Source organism: Paremcibacter congregatus (genome assembly GCF_006385135.1).
Classification (GTDB): Bacteria; Pseudomonadota; Alphaproteobacteria; order Sphingomonadales; family Emcibacteraceae; genus Paremcibacter; species Paremcibacter congregatus.
The window spans coordinates 3,611,252-3,633,338 of the sequence record NZ_CP041025.1 but is presented as its reverse complement, the minus strand read 5'-3'; the positions used below and the strand labels follow the sequence as shown (position 1 = coordinate 3,633,338).

Genomic DNA, 22,087 nt, shown 5'->3' with positions numbered 1-22,087 from the left:
CATATGTCAATATATTTTGAACAATATTGATCTAGGTTGAGGAAGCCTTTGGGGCAATGGCGCAGGCGAAGCCAATGATAAAGAGAAAAATTGGCAGGGGATAATACAGGGTTCCATCGACGAGAGCGTTGACGGCCAGTGTGAGGGCCAGACCATAAGCGACAATATGAATGCTGTTTCTGTGTTCGGGAAGACATTGAAACTGTCTGAGTCGTGTCCAGAAACCAGCAAAAAGAGTGATTAGAAAAGCGCCGCCGCCAATCACGCCCCAGGACATCAGCGCCTGCAGAATGATGTTATGGGGTTGTCCAAATGTGGCTGAGGCGGCGGGGATAATTGTTTTGGTCTGACCGGCCCCGATGCCGAACCAGAAATTCTCCAGCCAGACAGCATAGACCTGCTGCCAAATTGCCAAACGTCCGGCACTAAATGCATCAAGGCTATCTGTTTCGGTGATCTTGGTCATGAACCGTAAAATGCCGTAAGATCCGTTGGGCGCGGGCAGGAAAGCAGAAATTACCGCCGCGATGAACAGGATTGACAGATTATACAGAGCGACTTTTCGCCATCCCTCTGGTCTGAAAAACAACAGTAGAGTAGTGACAGACAGAAATGCGGCGACAGCCGATCCGCGGCCGCCGCTCCAGAAAATCATCCCCCAGCATAAAGCCAGTAACAGGGTCAGGGTGACATGAAGGGTTCGGGTGCTGTCCTGAAAAAGGCGGATCAGGGGCAAGAGACCGAGCAGGCTGACCAGAGCGCCGAGGAAATAATCAAGATGGCGGACATTGGTAAATCCCGGCAAAGACCACGTCCAGTCGAAATCCGGCTGATCATAGGTCAGATATAGTCTGGCCCAAAAAAGGGGGAGCATAATTATCCCGGAGATCAGGAGGGACAGAAGAAGACGCTGCGCCGCGGAGGGATGCTGCACAAGAAAGCTTCCGAGAGCAATAAAGAAGCAAAAATGAATTGCAAAACGGATGGTGACAATGAGGCCCCCGGCCTGCAGGGGCATATCCGGGATGCTGAGAACAACGGCGAGAAACCAGAGCATAAAAGCCCCTGCGAGCAGCAGGGGGAGGTGGTTCAGATTATACCCGTAGGTTCTGCGTTTCAGAATGATCAACAGGCAGAAGATAAATTCCACCAGAGTGATCAGGATATTATAGAGCACATACCCGCCGCCGGTTGTCATATCCGGGTAGAGAAGCACCTGGAGGGCGGGAATAGCCAGGATGGCACTGCAGAGGAAAACCCCGGCGGGCGGCAGGTCGCCCTGTTTGGCGTCAAGAAGGAGGTGTTTGATGTTGAGCAAAGACGCCATGGGTATAATCCGCAAACAGAGAGATGAGAGGTTAAAGCTTCCGCGCCGTTATAAGCGCCGGTCGAATTTTTCGGACAGAATGATGTGGCTTTCGGTCTTGATGATGCCGTCCATCATGGCGATTTCGGTGAGAATGCGGTCCATATGCTGGGTGCTGTCTGTACGCACCAGCGCAATGAAGTCATGCTGCCCGGCGACAGTGACCAGAGAATCGATTTCGGCCATGGCGCGCATTTTTTCTTCGATCTCGACGGCTTTTTTCGGGTCCCGGGTGATCAGCACATAACAGGTGGTCTGATTTTCCACATCAAGATTCTTGAGCTTCACGGTATAACTGTCGATGATCTTTTCTTCCAGCCGCGCCAACATCATATGAATGGTGGACCGGGCCAGGCCCAGTTGCCGGCCAAGTTCTGCCGCGCTCATGCGGCTGTTGATTTTAAGAAGATCCAGGAGTTGTTGTTCTTTTTCCTGTAACTGCATAATGTCCCTTAATATAACCGCGGTCTGGTGGCGATGGGTCCCCGCGTAACGCGAAGCCTGAGATGACACAAAACCGGTGCTTAAACAAATGTCTGCTGTAAATGACGATTGTTTATCATAAGGGCGAGACAGGGATGGGGTCAAGCCCGCTGTCTGAGAAAATGAACCGATCAGGGAGCACAGGGTGAAGCACCATTGTTCGGGTGAAAAAAGTCTGATATTCCTATCGATTACCCCGACCACCATGTGAATGAATAACAAACGAACAGAAAAAAGGGGCGGGAGGCAGCAGAAACATCTGATGGATCAGACGAAGGAGCCTATGCAGAAGCATAAAACAGTTGTTGTCTTGGGCGGTGGCCCGGCGGGCGTTTTTACCGCCTGCGGGCTGGCGGATATTGGCCTGAGCGTGACAATCATCACCCGTCCGCGGCCTTATCCCGCATGGGAAGGGATGTCGGAACGCCCTGTGACGACCCTGCGGCATTTCGGTTTTACACAGGCCGTGGCGGCTCTGGGGCCGATGGTGACCCGCACGGCTCAATGGAATGGGGAAACCCAGGCCCGGAACAGAGAGTATATCGTTGACCGTCAGGCCTTTGATAGGGCGTTGCTGCGTGATGCGGCAGCCCGCGGGGTGACTGTGATGGATGGCCGGGTTGATCGGGTGGGGCGCGGGGATCAGCGATGGCGCGTTTTCTGGACACAGGACGGCGTCGCCCGACAGATCGACGCCGATTTTCTTGTGGAAGCCAGAGGCAGAGAAGCCAGGGGAGGATATGTGAAAGATGCGGACAAGCGTCATACGGCCGGGCCGGCCACCTCGGCCCTGTTGAAATCATATACGGTGCCGGAGGAAATGCCGATGACGGCGGTGGCGGCCTTTGAAAACGGGTGGGCCTGGCATTTGCGTGATGGCAAGGGCCAGGCGATTTTGCAGATATTCACCCGCAGCGACAAGGGGCATTTGCCGCCCAAGACCGGATTGCCGCAATTTTTCGACGATCTTGTGACGCAATTGCCGGAGGCCGCAGACTGGTTGAAAGACGCTGCGCCCCTGTCGGACAGGGTTTCGGTCCGCACCGCAGCGGCGCAAAAAAGCCATCATACGGGGGGCGATGATTTCCTTGTGGTTGGCGACGGGGCCATGGCGCTGGATCCCCTGTCGGGCAATGGCCTGTTTTATGCCATCGGCAGTGGCCTGGCCGCGGTGCCGGTGATCAACAGCCTGCTGAAGACACCGGAGAATCGCGACCTGGCCTTGCATTTTTATCAGGAACGGCTTGATGTCGCCTTTGACGGCGGCTGCGCCATGGGCCGGGAATTCTATGCGCTGGAGGCGCGTTGGCCGGATAATGAATTCTGGGCCGCGCGGCGGGCCTGGCCCCGGGATGCGGGACCTTCTCATCCCGATCCCCTGTCCCAGCCGGCGCGGGTGATGGAAAAACCGGTGGTCCGTGACGGTCTGATCGTCGCGCAAAAAGTAATCGTCACCGCAGATTACCCGCGCGGTGTTTGGCAGCTTGACGGTGTGCCCTTGGTTGCATTGCTTGAACAGATCCTCAAGGATGGGTATGATGACGGAAAATATGCCGCGGCCCTGAAGGTTGATGTGGATCAGGTTATTGTGGCTCGAAAGTGGCTTGCAGCGCGTCAGATTATGTGAAGCCTGATTTCTAATAACAAATTAAATGATAAAGGGATGCGAGCCAGTGAAACAGGCGCAAAAAGATAAAATCAGACGACGGCACGCCCGGGAATGGGTTGGACAATTTATGCGGCCTGAAATAGGTCCGCTGATTTTGGTGATGGTGATCGCGGCGGTGATGACCGGGTTTGCTCTGGCGCAACCCTACCTGACCAAGCTTTTGATTGATGATGGTCTGATGCGGGGCAATATGGATCGGGTGGTGCAATTCGCGGTATTGATCATCATTATGGCGCTTATCGTGTTTGTGGTCAGCGGCATCAACCGGTGGCTCTATGTCGGTTTGTCGGGCCGGATTTTGTTTCGTCTGCGGGAAGATGTCTTTCAGCGCCTGATGATGTTGTCGCCTGATTTTTTTGGCCGGTGGCGCACGGGCGATATTGTCTCGCGCCTTGATGGCGATGTGGCGGAGGTGCAGCGTTTCTCAACAGACAGTCTGTTGGCGGTGGTCAATGGCAGCCTTGCCCTGATCGGCAGTATCGCCATCATGCTGTGGCTAAGTCCACAACTGACCTTGATCGCCTTCGCCTTGTTGCCGTTGCAAATTCTGTTCCTGCGCCTGATGCGACCCCGGGTGGAACAAAGCAGCCGCGATTTGCGGGAAAAATCGGCCACGTTAAGCAGTTTTCTCATCGAACGACTGGAATCGGTGAAAGTCATTCAGGCCATGTCGGGTGCGGAACAGGAACAGGCCCGGTTACGCGGCCTGAACCGGTCTTATCTTCACGACCTGTTGCGGTTGCAGGTGGTTAATCACGTGACCGGCGGCGTGCCGGGGATGTTGACCAGTATCGCGACGGCGATGGTGTTTATCGTCGGTGGTTATCATGTCACTGATGGTACGGCGACATTGGGGACCCTGATCGCCTTTTCCGCCTATATGGGGCGGGCAACCGGGCCGGTGCAAAGTTTTCTCGGGCTGTATGTCGCCTATCAGCGGGCGATGGTCAGTCTCATCCGGGTGCGGGCGTTAAGGCGGCATAAGGTGCCGGTCAAGGACCCGTCTACACCAAAGGAAATCGGCGACAGGGCCCGGGGGCATATCATTCTTGATCAGGTGGGCTTCTATCATGACAAGGCGCAGCAGCAAGGGATACGTGATGTGTGCCTTGACATCAAGGCGGGCGAGAAGATCCTTATCACTGGCCCGTCCGGGGGCGGCAAGTCGACCTTGATTGATCTGTTGCATCGTCATTATGATCCTCTGATGGGCAGCATCACGCTGGACGGGGTCAGTTACAAGGAAATCGCGCTGAAGGAATTGCGGCGCATCATTGCGGTGGTGGACCAGAATACCATTCTGTTTCGCGGCACGGTGCGGGACAACATCACCTACGGGGTTCCGGGCGCGTCGATGGATCAGGTGATTGTCGCGGCACAGGCGGCCCGAATTGATGACTTCATCCAAAGCCTGCCCGCCGGCTATGATACCGTCATCGGAGAACGCGGCGCACAACTCAGCGGGGGCCAGAAACAACGGCTGTCCATCGCCCGGGCCCTGCTGATGGATCCCAAGGTGCTGATTCTGGATGAGGCGACGTCGGCTTTGGATAATGAAACAGAAGTTGAATTTCAGGAAATGCTGGATCAGTTCTTTGAACGGCGCACCCGGATCATTATCAGTCATCATGTGGGCGCGATTGGTAATCTTGATCGTATTTTCTCCCTGCGGGATGGTCAGTTGACCGAGGTTACACCGTGACGCGCACCGGGATTAGACTGGGACTTGTGGATAGCGGTTTGCCGCCCGGCTTTTGCCGGGATGAGATGCCGGCCTGCCGGTTTGTTCAGGACGATACGGGGGCTGTGCAACAGACCCCGGTGGTGCCGGACCCCTTGGGGCATGGCACAACGGTCAGCGCCATCTTGCGTCACCATGGACCGGAAGCCATGCTCTATAATGCTCAGGTTTTTGATGCCAAGGGTGTGACCACGGCGGCGACGGTGGCCGCGGCCATCGACTGGCTGGTGGCGGTGCAGGTGGATGTTATTAATCTCAGTCTCGGGTTGCAGCAGGACAGGACGGTATTGCGTGAAGCCTGCGTTCGGGCCGTGGCGGCGGATATTATTCTGATCGCCAGCGCCCCGGCTCAGGGGGCGGCGGTCTATCCCGCCCAGTATCCCGGTGTGATCCGGGCGACCGGGGATGCGCGCTGTGCCGTGGCGGAGATTTCCTGGCTTGACAGTGGTCAGGCGGACTTTGGCGCCTGTCCACGGGCGTTGGATCAGGCGCGGGACGACCCGCCACGTATCGGCGGCGCCAGTTTGGGGGCGGCGCATCTTTCCGGTCAGGTGGCGGCCTATCTGCAGGCGGGGGGAACGCGGGAGAGGTTGTGGGAAGATCTTGTATCCCGGGCGCAATATGTTCATAGTGAGCGCCGGATAAAGTAGAGTGTGGGTATGACAGAAAACAGCATCAGCGGAAACAGCCCTGTCGGGGACGTGGTGACAGGATCGGATGAATGGCTTGCGCGGCTGAATGCGGCCATTGGCACTCTGGGCCGGGATGATTTTGAAGACCGGTTGTTCGCTCTGGTCAATGGCGCGGTGCGGGTTGATCATTGCGCGGTCTTTATCCACAACAGGGACGGCACCACGGCGCATTTATTTACCAAAAGCATGCTGGATGCGGCCACCTGCCAGAATCTGACGCAGGCCTATACCGAACAGTTTCATGCCCGGGATCCCAATTTAACCGGGGCGCCGGCAACCGAGGATGCGCGGGTAACATTATTGCCTCACACCCCGACCAGCGCCTATGATGCGGAATATCAGGCGCGATTCTTTGAGGCCACCGGCCTGATTGACAAAATGTCCAGTCTGTTGCGCCGGCGAGAGTATACCATTTATTGCAGTTTTTACCGTTTGCGCGATAGTGGTTGTTTTTCTGTCGCCGAAGGCGATGCTCTGTCGCGTATTTTACCTCTGCTGACCAATTTGATTTTCAAACATGCCCGGCTTTTGGGGGCGGCGGAAAAAGAAACGGCCCTTGATCCGATTATTACCCAGGTGCCGCTCAGCCGTTCTCCCGATGCGATGACCAATCTGCTGGCGGGGGAGAGTGATGTCTTTGGCCGGTTGACTGACCGTGAACGTCAGGTCTGTGGCCGCATTCTGCAGGGATACAGTTCGGAGGCGATCTCGCTGGAGCTCAAGGTTGCCAAGTCGACCATACATACATACCGCAAGCGAGCATATGCCAAGCTCGGTATTTCATCGCAAAATGAACTGTTCAGCCTGTGTCTGGAAATGTTGCCGGGCCGGGGATAGGGGGCCGCATCAATCGTACTGACCACTGCTGTCCCGGGGGAAAGACAACACCCTCTCCGCCGCCATTCTGGACAAGCGAAACGGTATCCAAAATCCACGTTGATATCACGCAAGATCCCTTGTCCCCCTCTGAGGGGACAGACAGAATATTATTTAATATCTATAATAGCCTCAAATGCACAATAAACCTCATGTCCTGCGGGATGTGACACCAGGGAAAGTTAACTTATGTCCGAAAAGAAATTTGCTTCACAGGCCGATCTGGAAGAAAAGAAAATCACCTTTGCCAAGCTGTCCGAGCATGCCTATGCCTTCACGGCCGAGGGTGATCCCAACACCGGCGTGATCATCGGGGATGACTGCGTGATGGTGCTGGATACCCAGGCGACCCCGGTGATGGCGCAACTGGTGATCGACCAGATCCGCACCGTGACCGACAAGCCGATCAAATATGTGGTGCTGACCCATTATCATGCGGTTCGGGTGTTGGGCGCGTCCGGGTATGAGCCTGAGCATATTATCGCCAGCAACGACACCCGTGATCTGATCGTGGAACGCGGCGAGCAGGATTATAAATCTGAATATGAGCGGTTCCCACGGCTGTTTGACGCCATAGAAAGCGTGCCGGGCCTGACCTGGCCGACCCAGACGTTTACCGGCGAGATGACCATCTGGCTAGGCTCCGTCGAAGTGCAACTGAAACAGGTCGGTCGCGGCCATACCAAGGGCGACACCATCGCCTGGCTGCCGCAGGATAAAGTCCTGTTCAGCGGTGATCTGGTGGAATTCGGTGCGACGCCTTATACCGGCGACGCTTATCTGGAAGACTGGCCGCAAACCCTGAACAATCTGCTCGAATTCAAGGCGGAGAAACTGGTGCCGGGCCGTGGTGACGCGTTGATGAGCGCCGATACATGCCGGCAGGCGATTGAGGAAACCCGTGATTTCCTCAGTGATATGTATGGCTCGGTCAAGGCCTGTCAGGCGAAAGGCATGAACCTGCGCGATACCTATAAAGCCACAATGGAGGCCCTGTCGCCGAAATATGGTCACTGGGTGATCTTTGAACATTGTCTGCCGTTTGATGTGACCCGCGCCTATGACGAATGTCAGGGGGTGCGCGATCCCCGCATCTGGACAGCCGAACGCGATATAAAAATGTGGCAGGATATGGAAGGCTAAGGAGGCGTCGCCTCTTCGCTTAAAACCCGCCTGTTTCGCTTAAAAATAGTCCCTTTTGAGATAAAGGAAATTGCCCAATGTTGAATACATATACATGGCCTGAGTACCCCTATGTCCAATCGCAAGAACAACGGACGGGCGAGATTAAACGTCACCCGGTGGTCGTTATTGGCGCTGGTCTGGTGGGGTTGACGGCGGCGCTGGATTGCGCGAAACGCGGCATTCCGGTGGTGGTGCTCGACGATAACAACACGGTTAGTGTCGGGTCCCGGGCGGTCTGTTACGCCAAACGGCCACTGGAAATCTGGGACCGGCTCGGGGTTGCTGACCGCATGGTGGAAAAGGGCGTGAGCTGGAAAGTGGGCAAGGTTTTTTTTCGCGAGGAACTGGCCTACGAATTTGACCTGCTGCCGGAAGATCATCACAAGATGCCGGCCATGATCAACCTGCAGCAATATTACTGCGAAGAATATCTGGTGGAGGAACTCGCCAAATATCCTGACCTGATTGATCTGCGCTGGAAACATAAATTGCTGGGCCTGACGCAGAAGGCGGATCATACGGTGCTGGAGGTGGAAACCCCGGACGGCGTCTTCACCATGGAGAGCGACTGGATGATCGCCTGTGACGGCGCCAACAGTGGCGTGCGTGACATGGTCGGCGCAGAATTCACCGGGCAGTTTTTCCAGGACCGTTTCCTGATCGCCGATGTGGTGATGCAGGCGGATTTCCCGACGGAACGCTGGTTCTGGTTTGACCCGACTTTCCATAAAAACCAGTCGGCTCTGCTGCATAAGCAGGCGGATGATGTCTGGCGGCTTGATTTTCAGATGGGTTGGGACGCGGATCCGGTTGAGGCGGTCAAGCCGGAAAATGTCATTCCCCTGATCAAGGCCATGCTTGGCGAAGATGTCGAGTTTGAGCTCGAATGGGTGTCGATCTATCAGTTCGCCTGCCGCCGGATTGACAACTTCCGCTATGGCCGGGTGCTGTTTGCCGGGGATGCGGCCCATCAGGTATCCCCCTTTGGCGCCCGCGGGGCCAATACCGGCATTCAGGATATCGATAATCTGACCTGGAAGCTGAAACTGGTCATCGATGGTCAGGCCCCGGAAAGTCTGCTCGACAGTTATAATGAAGAGCGCGCTTACGCCGCCGATGACAATCTGCTGAATTCGACCCGCTCCACCGATTTCATCACGCCGAAAAGTCAGAGCAGCCGTACCTTCCGCGATGCGGTGCTGGAACTGTCGAAGGAGTATGAATTCGCCCGCCCTCTGGTTAATAGCGGGCGACTGTCGATGCCGACACCCTATAACCATTCCTCCCTGAATGGGCCCGACGAAGACATTTTCACGGGCTGTATGGCGCCGGGGACAAATTGTGCCGACGCCCCGGTAAGGGTCAAGGGGACGGAAAGCTGGCTGCTTAATCAACTGGGGGATAATTTCACCCTGCTGGTGTTTGGGACGGCGCCGTCTTTATCCGAAGTGCGCTGTGGGGAAGTTACCGCCACCGTCATGACGGTGGGTAACCAGATCGAAGATCATACAGGGGTGCTGACCGAACGTTATGACGGAGGAGAGGGGGCTGTTTATCTGATCCGCCCCGATCAGCATGTGGCGGCCCGCTGGCGTCATTTTGACGAAACCGCAATTGTCGCCGCATTGGCAAAAGCATCCGGCCAGACAAAGGAGAACAACTGATGTCCCTTAATGTGAAAAAGAATATTGCCCGTCCCGATGACTTCTATCAAGAACTGATCGACCTGCAGCGGGGGCTGGATGAGACGGCGGTGGAACGCATGAATGCCCGCCTGATTCTTTTACTGGCGAACCATATTGGTGATCATGATGTCCTGACCGCTGCCATGAAAGCAGCCCGGGGAAAGGTGTAATGCCTTATATAATTGAATAGTAATCAGTTTATTGACGCTACCCCTTACATTTGATACCTTGTTCACATATAAAATGACACTATGCTAATATAGTGCGATCTGCCTGAATTAAAAGATCAACAAGTTACAGGGAATGAATGGGCGCGATTAATCCACACATAGGGACAAATTCATCATTTGCCGAGGCTATGCCGGCGTATCAGGCCGATCAATGGGCGACGCATTTGCAGGAAGTCTGTGGAGAGTTCGAGACCATTTCCCACGATTGGAGCAAGTTTCGCGGCGCGATTGATCTGCGCAATATAGGCGGCTTTGATGTGGCCGGTATTGCTATGAATGCAGACCGGGTGATCCGATCCCGCAAGCAGATCGAAAAAAGCGATAATAAATACTGTTTTCTGATCCTGCAGCTTTCCGGGCGGTCGATTTTGTCCCAACGGAACAATGAGGCACATCTGCAGCCGGGCGATATGGCCCTGATTGATTCCGCCTATCCCAGTGAATTTAAGTATGACGGTTTCATGCAGCAGATCTCGCTGCATATCCCGCGCGCCACATTGGAATCTTTCCTGCCTTACCGTCGTATTCAGGAAGCCCGACGGATATCGGGCCGGGCGGGCATGGGCGCTGTTACAAAAGAATTTCTGACATCGACCTATACCGAGGCGGCCCATATTGGCGAGCCGGATTATAATACGGTGCGCGAGGTTCTGCTTAATCTGCTGGGCGCGACCTTGCGGGGGTATAGTCCGGATCAGGTGCTTGACCAGAAAAGCCGCCAGATGGCGAATATTCGCAAAGTGATTGAGCAGAAACTGACGGATCCCGGCCTGACACCATCAATGGTGGCGGAATTATGCGGGCTGTCGATCCGGCATCTGCACCGGCTGTTTCAGGCGGAAGGGGCATCCTGCGGCGAATGGATCCGGTTGCGGCGTCTGAATGAGGCGCGGCAGCAACTGGCCGATCGGCGTTATGCCGACCAGAATATTATACAAATTGCCTTTCATTGGGGCTTTAACGATGCCGCACATTTCAGTCGCGCATTTAAACAGGAATTTGGCCTGTCTCCACGACAGTATCGATTAACCGAGGGGCATTAAGGTCCCACTATCGAGGAGGCTTAAGGGCAAATACGTCGCCTTGTCGGGCAATTTGGCACTTAATAACATTTTTAGAGGCGCGCTCAGGCAAGAATTTATCTGGACGAACCGATAGTTTATTCACAGTGTGTTATTAAATATGTGTAATAAATTATCGAAAAAACAAGCACTTTAACTACACCAATGTAACCATATTATCATATTAGGAGAGGACTATGCGGGAATCTAACACCAGCAATTTGTGGCGCAAACTGACAGGGTCAACGTGTTTTGCGGCGCTTATCGCAACAGGAGCCCTGACACCAACAGCATATGCGCAGGAAGCCGAGGAAGCCTTTGGCGGTCTTGAAGAGATCGTCATTACCGCTTCAAAGCGCGAACAGACCCTGCAGGAAGCGGGTATGGCGGTGACGGCCATTGGCGCGCAGGACTTGGAGCGCATGGGCGCAACTGGCTTTGCGAGCTTCGCCGTTCGCGTGCCAAACCTGGGCTTCGGCAATGAATCAGACGGTCGTTTTAACTCAAATTCCCCGGCCATTCGTGGGGTATTCGGGGACAATACCACAGGCTTTTACATTGACGATACTCCCATGCCGGCTTCTATCCAGCCGCGGGTGATTGATGTGGCTCGGGTGGAAGTGTTGCGCGGTCCGCAAGGCTCGTTGTACGGCGCCCGCTCCATGGGCGGCACCATCCGCCTGATCACGCAGCAGCCTGAATATAATGAAGCTTACGGGTCCGCTCATGGGACTCTCTCTACTGTCAAAGAGGGGACAATGAACTGGTCCGTTGATTCATCCATTAATATCCCCGTCATTGATGACAAGCTGGCCTTGCGGCTTACAGCCTATGCCGGAGGAAACTCTGGGGTGTATGATCGTGAATATATTCCGGAATGGACGAATGCGCAGACAGGTGAAGTTGTAGAGAATACGGGGCCGGCATTCGATACGCACGAAAATGTGGATAGCGAGACGTTTGGCGGCTTCCAAGTGGTCGCAAAGGCTGAAATTGCTGAAAATGTGACTTTTACGCCGAAATTTATGTATCAAAAAATCAATGCAGATGGGCTTCCGTTTGCGGATATCTCGCCGGATAACTTCACTGAAAAACGTTTCTTCGATACGGATGAGCCGGGCAGTGATCGCTGGTGGCTGGCCAGCGGAACGATTAATTGGGACCTGGATTCTGGAACAGTGACCTCAACCACGTCCTATTTTGATCGCTACCTCAATGAAACTGAAGAAGAAGCAACATTCCTGCATAACTTGTTCAACAATGTAATCGGGATACCCCTGGACCCTTTGGAAGCGCCATTGGATGAAAGTGAGGCCTATACGTCTTTGGTGCATGAGACACGCTATACATCGGCACTGGATGGCCCTTTACAGTTTACTGCGGGTGTATTTTATCAAAGAACCAAAAACCATCTGCAATATCCACCGGCGTTGCAAGTCGGATTGAATAATGCAATTGATGCAGCAACAGGTCCAGGTGTGGCGGCGGATTGTGTTAATGGTTTTTGTTTGACGACGCCGGATTTGATTTTTGTCACCGACAATTTCTTTAATACAAAGGAATACGCAGTTTTCGGCGAAGTGACGTATGATATTACTGAGCGGGTCTCCATTACGGCTGGCGGAAGGTACTTTAAAACCGAAACTGACGCGGTCATTGATTCAGACGGTTTTGCCAACAGTGGGAAAACGCACGCTGACGGGAATACGTCCGAAAGTGGTTTTAACCCTAAGATAATGGTTCAGGCCAATGTCAGTGACGATGTGGATGTTTATGCATCCGCGTCCAAGGGGTACCGTATTGGTGGCGTGAATGGCAATGTTCCTGAAGATCTTTGTGGTGATGAACTTGATGTACTCGCGGGCCCTTCAGATGCTGAACATGATACGTTCCGAGCGGCCAACCGAACATATGATTCCGATTCTTTGTGGAGTTATGAAGCTGGTGTAAAAACGACGCTGGCCGATAACCGCGTGTCTTTGAACGCGTCAGCCTATTTCATCAAATGGAGTGATATCATTCAACAAAACCGTTTGGGTTGTGGGTTCCAGTATAAAAATAATGCTGGCCAGGCCGAGGTCAAGGGTTTTGAAATTGAAATGATGGCGGCACCGATTGATGGTCTGACCATGACCTTCGCACTTGGGTATGCCCATGCGGAAATCACCGATGCCGGCGGAACTCCAGGAGTGACAGTAGGTGACAAGATCCAAGGGGTTCCAAACTGGACAGTTGCCGCATCAAGTGAATATATCTTCCCGGTCAGCAATGATTTGGAAGGCTTGTTGCGGGCTGACTTCAACCATTATGGGCGCAGCTTTAGCTCCAATAATGGCGACCAGCGGGAACGTCCGGCCTGGACAGCCTTGAATCTGCGGGCTGGTGTCATCAAAGAAGAGTGGGAAATCACCCTTTTCGTTGACAATGTCACCAATACCCATGCGAATATGGCGGACAGTCGCTCTATTGCGGCGGAAACACCAGGACGTCAGCGGATTGTCACCAACCGTCCCCGGACCATTGGGCTGGATGTGCGGACACGTTTCTAACAACCGACGGGATCAGGGGAGAATATCCTCCCCTGATCCCCTTCTACTTTTACTTTTTGCGATAGATCAACAGTTTTCAGGCATCACGGATTTAGGATATGACCCACAAGAACATTCTTACTCACCTTCTCGGTTTGACTCTGTTTTTGACGTTGGCCTCCTGTTCCGAACAGTCTGAACAAACTGACAAGATTTCCAATGTTGGCCCCGCCGCAATGCAGGCCGGGCGGGCATTGCTTAGTGATAATTGCTCCGGCTGCCATGTGGAAAGCGCCGACGGCACCTTCAGCCGTATCAGCCAGATCCGGAAATCGCCGGAAGGCTGGGACATGAATATTGCCCGGATGACCGTGTTTCATGGTTTGCATATCGAACCAGAGGACCGCCGGGCGCTGGTGAAATTTCTCTCCGACACCCAGGGCCTCGCCCCGACGGAGACCGCGGCGCACCGTGATGTGCTCGAACGCAAACATAACGTGATAGAGCAAGGCGTCGACCCGGATCTTGCGGCCATGTGCGCCCGCTGTCATACCTATGCCAGGGTCGCCCTGCAGCGCCGCGACAAAGCGGAATGGCAGAATCTGGTGCATATGCATCTGGGCCAATGGGCCTCTATCGAATATCAAATGCTGTCGCGGGAACGCGACTGGCGCGCCGATGCTCTCGGTCCGGTGGCGGAAAAGCTCGGTGAAATGTATCCATTGCAGACCGAAGCCTGGTCCGCCTGGCAGCAAACCGAATGGCAGAATATGGCCGGAGACTGGCGCATCATCGGCCATATCCCCGGTGTGGGCGATGTGGACGGCATCATGACGGCGACGGCCGGCGAGGGCGACACTTACGCGGTCACATATAACTTCATCTGGCCGGACGGCAGTCTCGTGGCCGGAACAGGCAAGTCAATTGTCCATGGCGGGTATGAATGGCGCGGGGCGGCGACGCTCAATGATCAGAAGTACCGCCAGATCTGGGCGGCGTCTGAAGGCGGTAACCAGATGCGTGGCCGGATGTTCCATAAAGACCATCCGGAAGACGGCATCGTCATCACGGCCTTGCGCAAAACGTCAGACAGGGCGACTATAATGAATGTCTCGCCCTTTGCGTTGAAAGCGGGAGAAGCAACCGAGATCGTGATCAGTGGCATGGGGCTTTCCGGTGACGTGAAGATTCCCGGTGTTGACGTGAAAGTGGTTGCCGCCTCGTCTGATCGTATTGTTGTTGTGGCGACAGCCGGCGCCGACGTTTCTGGTGCGGCGCCCTTGTCTGTAGGAACGCAAAAATCCGCACAGGATGTCGTGCTCTACACCCAGGTCGATTACCTGAAAGTCACCCCGGACTATGGCATATCCCGGGTTGGCGGCGGTGGCGGACCGATCCCCAAGGTCATGGCGCAATTTGAGGCCACCGGCTATACTGTCGGGGCAGACGGGATCAGGGATACTGCCGATGACCTGATGTTGGGTCTGGTGCCGGTTACCTGGACTGTGGACAATTACAACGAAACCGCGGCAGAAATGCAGGATAAAAAATATGCCGGGACCATTACCGCCACGGGCACTTTTATTCCGGCGGTGGCGGGGCCCAATCCGGAACGAAAATATGGCACCAATAATGCCGGTGACCTGAAGATCATCGCCACATATGGTGCAGGCGCGACAGCCCTGACGGCGGAGGCGCATCTGATTGCCACCGTGCAACGCTGGAACACGCCGCCGATACAATAATTCGAGCGATCAGGATAAAGATCATGAGACATTTAAAACCGTTGAACAAAAAAGCCCACCTGCTGGATCAGTCCGCTGCCGACGGCGCGACCGAGGAAGTCTTCGCCATGCAGACTGTGGCGGGCTGTACGACCTCGACCGATCCGGGCTGGGAAGTAGATCCGTTTGGCAGTGTCGCCTCGCTGTGTCAGCCCATGGAAGCGGATCTGTATGGCTGTTCCGACCCTTGCTGGTGGCCGGCGGCGGTGCCCGATACGGTCAATACCTATCCTGACTGGTCGGAACTGCAGGACACCCGTAAAAACTGGCGCAAGCTGGACGCGGTATTCCCCGAAGATTAAAACGCAGATTGAGGATTAAGACATGCATAACATAAAGCTGCTGTGCGCCATGCTGGGCTTGAGCTTTTTTCTGGCGTCTTTCGGGGTGCAGGCCAAGGAATATATGGTTGTCGGCGCCCGGCCGGACAAATTATTTGTGATTGATATCAAGGCCCGCAAGGTCGAAAAAAGCTTCACCATTCCCGACAGCACCGGTCCGCAGTCAATCGTTGTCTCTCCGGACGGTAAGGTGGCCTATGTTGGCACCAACAGTTTACGCTCCATCGTCGGTATCGATCTTGATAATGGCGATGTGGTGTTCCGGGCCGACCTGGATTACAAAGAGGATGAGCGCACCTGGAATTACGGCTTTGACATCAGCCCGGACGGGTCCGAGATTTATTCCTATGATATTCCGACCCGCATTCACACGGATCGGTATGAATCGCTAGAGCCGCGTCTCAGCGTTTTTAAAACCGATGCAGGGCTGGACGCCAAGCCGGTGCGGGAATTCCCCATGCCGCGGCGCATTCATCTGCTGATGACCGCCAAAAGCGGCGCACTCTACGCCATGGGCTGGGATTTCTATAAAATAGACGTGCAGACCGGCAAAGCCGAGGTCGCCTATCCGCTGCGCAACTGGACCCAGGAAAATCTTTCTCAACCGGATGCACTGGCCTTCTGGCCGAGCTGGGACAATAACGGCATATTCTCAACACCGATTTTTTACGCCCGCACTGACATGGCGGAAGACAATATGGAACGTTTCCGCACCGGGCTGCTGTCGCTTGACCTTGAGACCGAGAAATTCGACATGACCTATTTCCAGAGCGCGCCGGAGGTGCTGTTCAGTTCGGTTTTCCACCCGGACAGAAAAACCGCCTATGCCGCCTATAACACGCTGCTGAAGATTGATCTGCAAAAGCCCCATACGGAAAAGCGCATCGATCTGGATCACACCTATTATCAGACCGATATATCGGCCGACGGGACAGAAGTCTATGTCGGCGGCACCACCTGCGATATCGCCATCTATGACAGCACAGACCTGAGCCGGCTAGGCGAGGTGGTTCTGCCGGGCTGCCCCGACATGGGCGCGACGGTCATGCGCATGATACATAAATAAACGGAGACAACCATGGACTATTCCCTGCATATCAACGGCGCCGCTGTGCCGACCGCCGATCATTTTGACATTTTCAACCCGGCGACCGGTGACCTTCTGGGGCGTTGCCCGGTGGCGACGGAAGCCCAGCTGAATGACGCCGTGGCTGCCGCCAAGGCTGCGTTTCAGAGCTGGCGTCTGGTGTCCGATGCCGACCGCAAGGCGGCCTGTCACGCCATGGGTCAGGTGATCGAAGACCATGCGGAAGAGCTGGCGAAATTGCTGACCCAGGAACAGGGCAAGCCGCTGAATGGCCTGGGATCTCGCTTCGAGATCGGTGGCTGTCAGGCCTGGACTCACTATACCGCCGACCTGGAATTGCCGGTCGAGGTCATTCAGGATAACGAAGAAGGCCGGGTGGAACTGCACCGCAAGCCGGTGGGGGTTGTGGGATCCATCACGCCGTGGAACTGGCCGTTGATGATCGCCATCTGGCATGTGATCCCGGCCATCCGCAGCGGCAATACCGTGGTGATCAAACCATCGCCCTTCACGCCGCTCAGTACCCTGCGCCTGGTGGAACTGATCAGTGGTGTGCTGCCGAAAGGCGTGCTCAATGTGGTGGCCGGGCGTGATAATCTCGGCCAGTTGATGAGCGAACATAAGGATATTCAGAAAATCGTCTTCACCGGTTCCTGCGCCACGGGGGAAAAAATCATGGCCAGCGCCGCCCCGACATTGAAACGCCTGACCCTGGAGCTGGGCGGCAATGATGCGGGCATCGTGCTGCCGGATGTCGACGCCAAGGCGATTGCCGAGGGCCTGTTCTGGGGTGCTTTCATTAACGGCGGCCAGACCTGCGCCGCCCTGAAACGGCTTTATGTCCATGAAGATGTGTATGAAGACGTCTGCGCGGCGCTTGCCGAATTCGCCGGCAATATCCCCATGGGCGAGGGGCTGGATGAAAATATGATCCTCGGGCCGGTGCAGAATAAAATGCAATATGACAAGGTCAAGGGGCTGGTGGATGACGCGGTGGCCCAGGGTGCCCGGGTATTGCTCGGCGCCAATCCGCAGGAAGGGCCCGGTTATTTTTATCCCGCGACGCTGCTCGCCGATGTCAGCGATGGCATGCGCGTTGTTGACGAGGAACAATTCGGTCCGGTTCTGCCGATCATTAAATACAGCAGCATTGAGGACGCGATTGCCCGCGCCAATGCCTCGGACAATGGCCTTGGCGGTTCGATCTGGTCAACGGATCTGGAGAGGGCAAAGGCTCTGGCGGCAGAGCTCGAATGTGGCAGCGCCTGGATCAACAAACATGGCATGATCCAGCCCAACGTGCCGTTTGGCGGCGTCAAAGGCTCCGGCATTGGCGTTGAATTCGGCGAAGAAGGTTTGAAAGAATATACCACCATCCAGGCGATCTACGCCTGATCGGTCTTGCGTTTTCTGCATGAGAGACTGTTGCATTGCCTGACTATACGGGTTATGCACAGTCTTTCTCTTATATACAGGATTCAGGCGTGACAGATTTTGATGTGGTGATTATCGGGGCCGGGGCGGCGGGATTGATGTGCGCCATCGAGGCCGGCAAGCGTGGCCGTAAAGTCCTCGTTATTGAAAGCACCGACACGATCGCCGGCAAAATCCGCATTTCCGGCGGCGGGCGCTGCAATTTCACCAATCGGGATACAAACCCCAAGAATTTCTTGTCGCAAAATCCGCATTTTTGTATTTCGGCCCTGCGTCGGTATACGCCCGCAGACTTTATCGCCTTGGTCGAGCAGCATGGCATCGCGTACCATGAGAAGAAACTCGGACAGCTTTTTTGTGATGGCAAGTCATTGCAGATCATCGATATGCTGGTGCGGGAATGTGAAGCGGTCAATGTCGAAATCCGCACGGCAACGCATATTGAAGATATCCAGAAACTGGATGTCGGGTTTAAACTGTATCTCGGGCGGGATGATGTCACTTGTACGGCACTGGTTGTCGCCTGTGGCGGCAAGTCGATCCCCAAGATGGGGGCGACAGGTTTTGGCTATCAGATGGCGCGCCAGTTTGGACATGATATTATTCCGCCGGAACCGGCGCTGGTGCCCTTTACCTTTCAGAATGAACAGCTTGAAAAATTCAAGTCGCTCGCCGGGGTGTCGGTCGAGGCCGAAGTCCGTCACGGTAAAACACGTTTCGCCGAAGCCATTCTGTTTACCCACCGGGGGCTCAGTGGTCCGGCGATCCTGCAAATTTCATCCTATTGGCAGCCGGGCGAGGATATTACCCTTGATCTGGCGCCGGGTCAGGATATGGCGGCATATCTGACGGACCTGAAGAAAAGTCAGCCGAAGCTGGAACTGCATAATGCGCTGGCTCAGGTTCTGCCGCGTCGGGTGGCGCAATTTATATGCTCTGAAACGATGGTCAATGGTCGTCTGGCGGACCTGTCTCATCAGAAACTCTTGGCGGTGGCGGCCCACATAAATACATGGACCATCCGTCCGAACGGGACAGAAGGCTTCCGGACCGCCGAAGTCACCCGTGGCGGGGTTGATACGCGCGGCATATCCTCGAAAAGCTTTGAGAGCGAGATAATTCCCGGGTTGTATTTTATCGGGGAAGTCCTTGATGTCACAGGCCACCTTGGGGGATATAATTTCCAATGGGCCTGGGCGTCGGGTCATGCCGCGGGTCAGGTTGTCTGACAATGTTTTCTATAGATCAGGATAAGTAGTTATTGTATAGTGCATTTCAAGAAGTTTTTCAACTCATGGTGATCCATGTCTTATTGAGTGAAATGAATCAAGAATATGACTTCAAAAAATACTAAAAGGGATACAACATTCACGGGTGAGCAACTTCCCATGCGGGACCTGGCCCATTCTTTGCCTATCACTTTACTGAAAGGCCGGGAGTCGATCATGACCGATTTCCGGGCGATGTTGCTTGATAACAAGCTGACGGATCAGCAGTGGCGGGTTTTGCGGGCTTTGGCCGAAAACCAGGTGCTGGAGGTGGTGGAACTCGCGGAAAAATGTGTTATTCTGCAGCCCAGCGTTTCACGGATTATACGTAAAATGGAAGAACGTGGTCTGATCACCCGGATTATCCCCAGCCGGGACCGGCGGCGTTCTGAAATTTCGATTACCCCGAAGGGGCGGGCCTTGTTTGCGAAACTGGCCCCGCGGTGCGAAGAAATTTACAAGGAAATCACCGCTCGATTTGGTCAGGAAAAGCTGGATAAACTTCTGGCTTTGTTGCATGATCTCAGCGCATCCATGAAAGACTGACGGGCCGGGCCTGATCTGTCTTTTGCGATATATTGAGCCCCAGACCCTGACGCGTGAGTTTTTATGGAATTGATAGAGCTTTATCTGCCGCTGATCCTGTTAATGTTGGCCACCGGTGTGGTTGGCGGTGTAATGGCCGGACTGATGGGCATTGGCGGGGGCATTGTCATTGTCCCGGTGCTGGAATTTGCGCTTGGCTTTCTCGGGGTTGATCCGGCGATCCGCATGCATGTAGCGGTGGCAACCTCTCTGGCCACCATTATTCCGACTTCAATCTCTTCGGCCCGGGCGCATCACGCACGCGGGGCGGTGGATGCTGATCTGGTGAAATTATGGGGGCTGTGGATTTTAACGGGGGCCGCTCTTGGGGCCTGGCTTGCCGCCCATGTGGACAGCGGCGGTCTCAGCGCAGTCTTTGCCGTGGTGGCCCTGTTTGTGGCGGCCAAGATGATCCTGCCGTTGAGTGAAGTGCGTCTGGCGCCCAAGGTGCCGAACGGCGTGCTGACCCCGGTTCTGCCGGGCCTGATCGGCGGGGTGTCGACCATGATGGGCATTGGCGGTGGGGCGTTGAGTGTAACGACCCTGAGCTTTTTTTCCGTTCCGATCCATCGGGCGGTGGGGACAGCGGCCCTGTTCGGGTTGTTTATTGCCGTACCGGGGACCATCGGTTTTATGGTGACGGGCCAGTTCCTGGGCGGGGGGCATGTTCTGCCGCCGGGCAGTGTCGGTTTTGTCAATGTGATCGGATTTCTGATTATCTCGCCAGTGACATATCTTGCGGCGCCTCTGGGGGTGCGGATCGCCCATAGTCTGACACAGCGTCAATTGCGCCTGATTTTTGGCGGGTTCTTATTGCTGGCGGCCGGACGCATGCTGTATCGCACGGTTCTTGGTGGTTGATTTTCTCAGGCTTTGCGGGGTAGAGTGATCGTAACCTACACACGGCGGAGGGCGTATGATGTCATCAATCGAGTCTTGTTATAATCTTATGGATTTTCGTGCGCTGGCCCGGCGGCGGTTGCCACGGATGATTTTTGATTATCTTGATGGCGGCGCCGATGATGAAGTGACATTACAACGTAATCTTGACAGTTTCGGGGGCTATCAACTTCTGCCCCGGGTCCTGCGGGATGTGGGGGAGATTGACCTGTCGACTACGGTACAGGGCCAGGCGGTGGATCTGCCGGTGTTGCTGTCCCCGACCGGGCAGACCCGGATGTTTCATCCGGACGGCGAGAGAGCGGTGGCCCGCGCGGCGGCGCAGGCCGGCACGATTTATGCCTTGTCGTCGGTGTCCAGCACCTCTATCGAGGAAACGGCGCAGGCCAGTGACGGACCGAAATGGTTTCAGATCTATGTCTGGCGCGATCGCGAGGTTATCAAGGAGTTTATCGCCCGCAGCCGCCAGAGCCATTATCAGGCCTTGTGCCTGACGGTTGATCTGGCGGTCACAGGTAACCGGGAACGCGATCTGCGCAATGGCCTGACTTTTCCGACGGCCTTGAATGCCCGGACCCTACTTGATATCCTGTGTCATCCCCGTTGGTTGATGCGGTATCTGACGACCCCGAAAGTCGAAATCGCCAATGTGGGGGCGGCCAATGACGGGCAGGCCAACCGTGACAGCCTGCTGGCTTATATTTCAGCCCAGTTTGACCCGACGGTAACCTGGGCAGATGGGGCCTGGATGGTTGATCAGTGGCGCGGGCCGTTTCTGATCAAGGGCATCGCCACCGTCGAAGATGCCGTGCGGGCGGTGGAAATCGGGGCCAGCGGTATTATTTTATCGAACCACGGCGGGCGGCAGTTGGACTATGCGCCAGCGGCCCTGGATATTCTGCCGGAGGTCGTGGCGGCTGTTGGGGGGCGAACCGAAATCCTGATTGACGGCGGTGTGCGGCGCGGGACGGACGTGATCAAGGCTTTGGCGTTGGGGGCGACGGCGGTGATGATGGGGCGGCCGTATCTGTATGCGTTGGCGGCGGGCGGTGAAGCCGGGGTCAGGCGGATGTTTGACCTGCTGCAGGCCGAGATGAGACGCGATATGGCCTTGCTGGGCTGTCGGAAAATTTCAGACCTTTCCCCCGATATGCTGCGGCATCTGGAATAAT

General features: G+C 55.2%; 19 protein-coding genes. 17 read left to right on the top strand and 2 right to left on the bottom strand.

Annotated elements, in window-relative coordinates; translation table 11 throughout:
• Window positions 1–31 precede the first annotated feature (31 nt).
• Together FIV45_RS16060 and FIV45_RS18505 are read right to left on the bottom strand one after the other, a co-directional pair.
• Window positions 32–1,327, bottom strand: coding sequence for an O-antigen ligase family protein (locus FIV45_RS16060; RefSeq protein WP_099473426.1), 1,296 nt, complete (start codon window positions 1,325–1,327; stop codon window positions 32–34).
• A gap of 48 nt (window positions 1,328–1,375) precedes the next feature.
• Entirely contained in the window at window positions 1,376–1,810 is a 435-nt protein-coding gene (locus tag FIV45_RS18505; protein ID WP_165777032.1) for an Lrp/AsnC family transcriptional regulator, read from the bottom strand.
• A 301-nt stretch (window positions 1,811–2,111) separates the two neighbouring features.
• Between FIV45_RS18505 and qhpG the strand changes: the two genes are divergently transcribed.
• The 17 genes from qhpG to FIV45_RS15970 all read left to right on the top strand — a co-directional run bounded on the left by qhpG (window position 2,112) and on the right by FIV45_RS15970 (window position 22,086).
• Entirely contained in the window at window positions 2,112–3,476 is a 1,365-nt protein-coding gene (qhpG, locus tag FIV45_RS16050; RefSeq protein WP_181040097.1) for a flavin-dependent monooxygenase QhpG, read from the top strand.
• A gap of 46 nt (window positions 3,477–3,522) precedes the next feature.
• Window positions 3,523–5,220, top strand: a complete 1,698-nt coding sequence (locus tag FIV45_RS16045) for an ABC transporter ATP-binding protein (protein WP_165777030.1) — start codon at window positions 3,523–3,525, stop codon at window positions 5,218–5,220.
• A complete protein-coding gene (gene qhpE / locus FIV45_RS16040) occupies window positions 5,217–5,909 on the top strand; it encodes a subtilisin-like serine protease QhpE (RefSeq protein WP_099473417.1) in 693 nt (230 codons plus the stop codon). The genes FIV45_RS16045 and qhpE overlap by 4 nt, the downstream gene beginning before the upstream one ends.
• Before the next feature lie 9 nt (window positions 5,910–5,918).
• Complete coding sequence (locus tag FIV45_RS16035; RefSeq protein WP_099473415.1) at window positions 5,919–6,788, top strand: LuxR C-terminal-related transcriptional regulator; 870 nt, start codon at window positions 5,919–5,921, stop codon at window positions 6,786–6,788.
• Window positions 6,789–7,016: 228 nt separating this feature from the next.
• On the top strand, window positions 7,017–7,970 hold the full coding sequence (locus FIV45_RS16030; RefSeq protein ID WP_099473413.1) for an MBL fold metallo-hydrolase: 954 nt from the start codon (window positions 7,017–7,019) through the stop codon (window positions 7,968–7,970).
• A gap of 77 nt (window positions 7,971–8,047) precedes the next feature.
• The gene (locus FIV45_RS16025; protein ID WP_099473411.1) at window positions 8,048–9,676 is read left to right on the top strand and encodes an FAD-dependent oxidoreductase; all 1,629 of its coding nucleotides are present in this window, start codon (window positions 8,048–8,050) and stop codon (window positions 9,674–9,676) included.
• Window positions 9,676–9,867 (top strand): DUF2783 domain-containing protein, encoded by a 192-nt coding sequence (locus FIV45_RS16020; RefSeq protein ID WP_099473409.1) that lies wholly within the window; start codon window positions 9,676–9,678, stop codon window positions 9,865–9,867. The genes FIV45_RS16025 and FIV45_RS16020 overlap by 1 nt, the downstream gene beginning before the upstream one ends.
• Window positions 9,868–10,004: 137 nt before the next feature.
• Window positions 10,005–10,970: a transcriptional regulator FeaR gene (feaR, locus tag FIV45_RS16015; RefSeq protein WP_099473407.1), complete on the top strand. Its 966-nt coding sequence runs from the start codon at window positions 10,005–10,007 to the stop codon at window positions 10,968–10,970.
• 215 nt (window positions 10,971–11,185) lie between these two features.
• Window positions 11,186–13,537, top strand: coding sequence for a TonB-dependent receptor (locus FIV45_RS16010; RefSeq protein WP_099473405.1), 2,352 nt, complete (start codon window positions 11,186–11,188; stop codon window positions 13,535–13,537).
• Window positions 13,538–13,635: 98 nt separating this feature from the next.
• Window positions 13,636–15,261 carry a quinohemoprotein amine dehydrogenase subunit alpha gene (gene peaA / locus FIV45_RS16005; protein WP_099473403.1) on the top strand — a complete coding sequence of 542 codons (1,626 nt, stop codon included), beginning with the start codon at window positions 13,636–13,638 and terminating at the stop codon, window positions 15,259–15,261.
• A 23-nt stretch (window positions 15,262–15,284) separates the two neighbouring features.
• Window positions 15,285–15,602, top strand: a complete 318-nt coding sequence (gene qhpC / locus FIV45_RS16000; protein WP_099473401.1) for a quinohemoprotein amine dehydrogenase subunit gamma — start codon at window positions 15,285–15,287, stop codon at window positions 15,600–15,602.
• 22 nt (window positions 15,603–15,624) lie between these two features.
• A complete protein-coding gene (gene peaD, locus FIV45_RS15995) occupies window positions 15,625–16,707 on the top strand; it encodes a quinohemoprotein amine dehydrogenase subunit beta (RefSeq protein ID WP_099473399.1) in 1,083 nt (360 codons plus the stop codon).
• A gap of 12 nt (window positions 16,708–16,719) precedes the next feature.
• The gene (locus FIV45_RS15990; protein ID WP_099473397.1) at window positions 16,720–18,123 is read left to right on the top strand and encodes an aldehyde dehydrogenase family protein; all 1,404 of its coding nucleotides are present in this window, start codon (window positions 16,720–16,722) and stop codon (window positions 18,121–18,123) included.
• 89 nt (window positions 18,124–18,212) lie between these two features.
• Window positions 18,213–19,391 carry a BaiN/RdsA family NAD(P)/FAD-dependent oxidoreductase gene (locus tag FIV45_RS15985; RefSeq protein ID WP_099473395.1) on the top strand — a complete coding sequence of 393 codons (1,179 nt, stop codon included), beginning with the start codon at window positions 18,213–18,215 and terminating at the stop codon, window positions 19,389–19,391.
• A 105-nt stretch (window positions 19,392–19,496) separates the two neighbouring features.
• Window positions 19,497–19,976, top strand: coding sequence for a homoprotocatechuate degradation operon regulator HpaR (hpaR, locus tag FIV45_RS15980; RefSeq protein ID WP_099473393.1), 480 nt, complete (start codon window positions 19,497–19,499; stop codon window positions 19,974–19,976).
• A gap of 63 nt (window positions 19,977–20,039) precedes the next feature.
• Window positions 20,040–20,876 carry a sulfite exporter TauE/SafE family protein gene (locus FIV45_RS15975; protein ID WP_099473391.1) on the top strand — a complete coding sequence of 279 codons (837 nt, stop codon included), beginning with the start codon at window positions 20,040–20,042 and terminating at the stop codon, window positions 20,874–20,876.
• 55 nt (window positions 20,877–20,931) lie between these two features.
• Window positions 20,932–22,086 carry an alpha-hydroxy acid oxidase gene (locus FIV45_RS15970; protein WP_204602225.1) on the top strand — a complete coding sequence of 385 codons (1,155 nt, stop codon included), beginning with the start codon at window positions 20,932–20,934 and terminating at the stop codon, window positions 22,084–22,086.
• Window position 22,087 lies beyond the last annotated feature (1 nt).

Coding starts and splice junctions, on each gene's coding strand:
- feaR (WP_099473407.1), top strand. CDS start 10,005: ATGGGCGCGATTAATCCACACATAGGGACAAATTCATCATTTGCCGAG.
- FIV45_RS18505 (WP_165777032.1), bottom strand. CDS start 1,810: ATGCAGTTACAGGAAAAAGAACAACAACTCCTGGATCTTCTTAAAATC.
- FIV45_RS16010 (WP_099473405.1), top strand. CDS start 11,186: ATGCGGGAATCTAACACCAGCAATTTGTGGCGCAAACTGACAGGGTCA.
- FIV45_RS16025 (WP_099473411.1), top strand. CDS start 8,048: ATGTTGAATACATATACATGGCCTGAGTACCCCTATGTCCAATCGCAA.
- FIV45_RS16035 (WP_099473415.1), top strand. CDS start 5,919: ATGACAGAAAACAGCATCAGCGGAAACAGCCCTGTCGGGGACGTGGTG.
- FIV45_RS16020 (WP_099473409.1), top strand. CDS start 9,676: ATGTCCCTTAATGTGAAAAAGAATATTGCCCGTCCCGATGACTTCTAT.
- hpaR (WP_099473393.1), top strand. CDS start 19,497: ATGACTTCAAAAAATACTAAAAGGGATACAACATTCACGGGTGAGCAA.
- qhpC (WP_099473401.1), top strand. CDS start 15,285: ATGAGACATTTAAAACCGTTGAACAAAAAAGCCCACCTGCTGGATCAG.
- qhpG (WP_181040097.1), top strand. CDS start 2,112: ATGGATCAGACGAAGGAGCCTATGCAGAAGCATAAAACAGTTGTTGTC.
- peaD (WP_099473399.1), top strand. CDS start 15,625: ATGCATAACATAAAGCTGCTGTGCGCCATGCTGGGCTTGAGCTTTTTT.
- FIV45_RS15970 (WP_204602225.1), top strand. CDS start 20,932: ATGATGTCATCAATCGAGTCTTGTTATAATCTTATGGATTTTCGTGCG.
- FIV45_RS15975 (WP_099473391.1), top strand. CDS start 20,040: ATGGAATTGATAGAGCTTTATCTGCCGCTGATCCTGTTAATGTTGGCC.
- peaA (WP_099473403.1), top strand. CDS start 13,636: ATGACCCACAAGAACATTCTTACTCACCTTCTCGGTTTGACTCTGTTT.
- FIV45_RS15990 (WP_099473397.1), top strand. CDS start 16,720: ATGGACTATTCCCTGCATATCAACGGCGCCGCTGTGCCGACCGCCGAT.
- FIV45_RS16060 (WP_099473426.1), bottom strand. CDS start 1,327: ATGGCGTCTTTGCTCAACATCAAACACCTCCTTCTTGACGCCAAACAG.
- FIV45_RS16030 (WP_099473413.1), top strand. CDS start 7,017: ATGTCCGAAAAGAAATTTGCTTCACAGGCCGATCTGGAAGAAAAGAAA.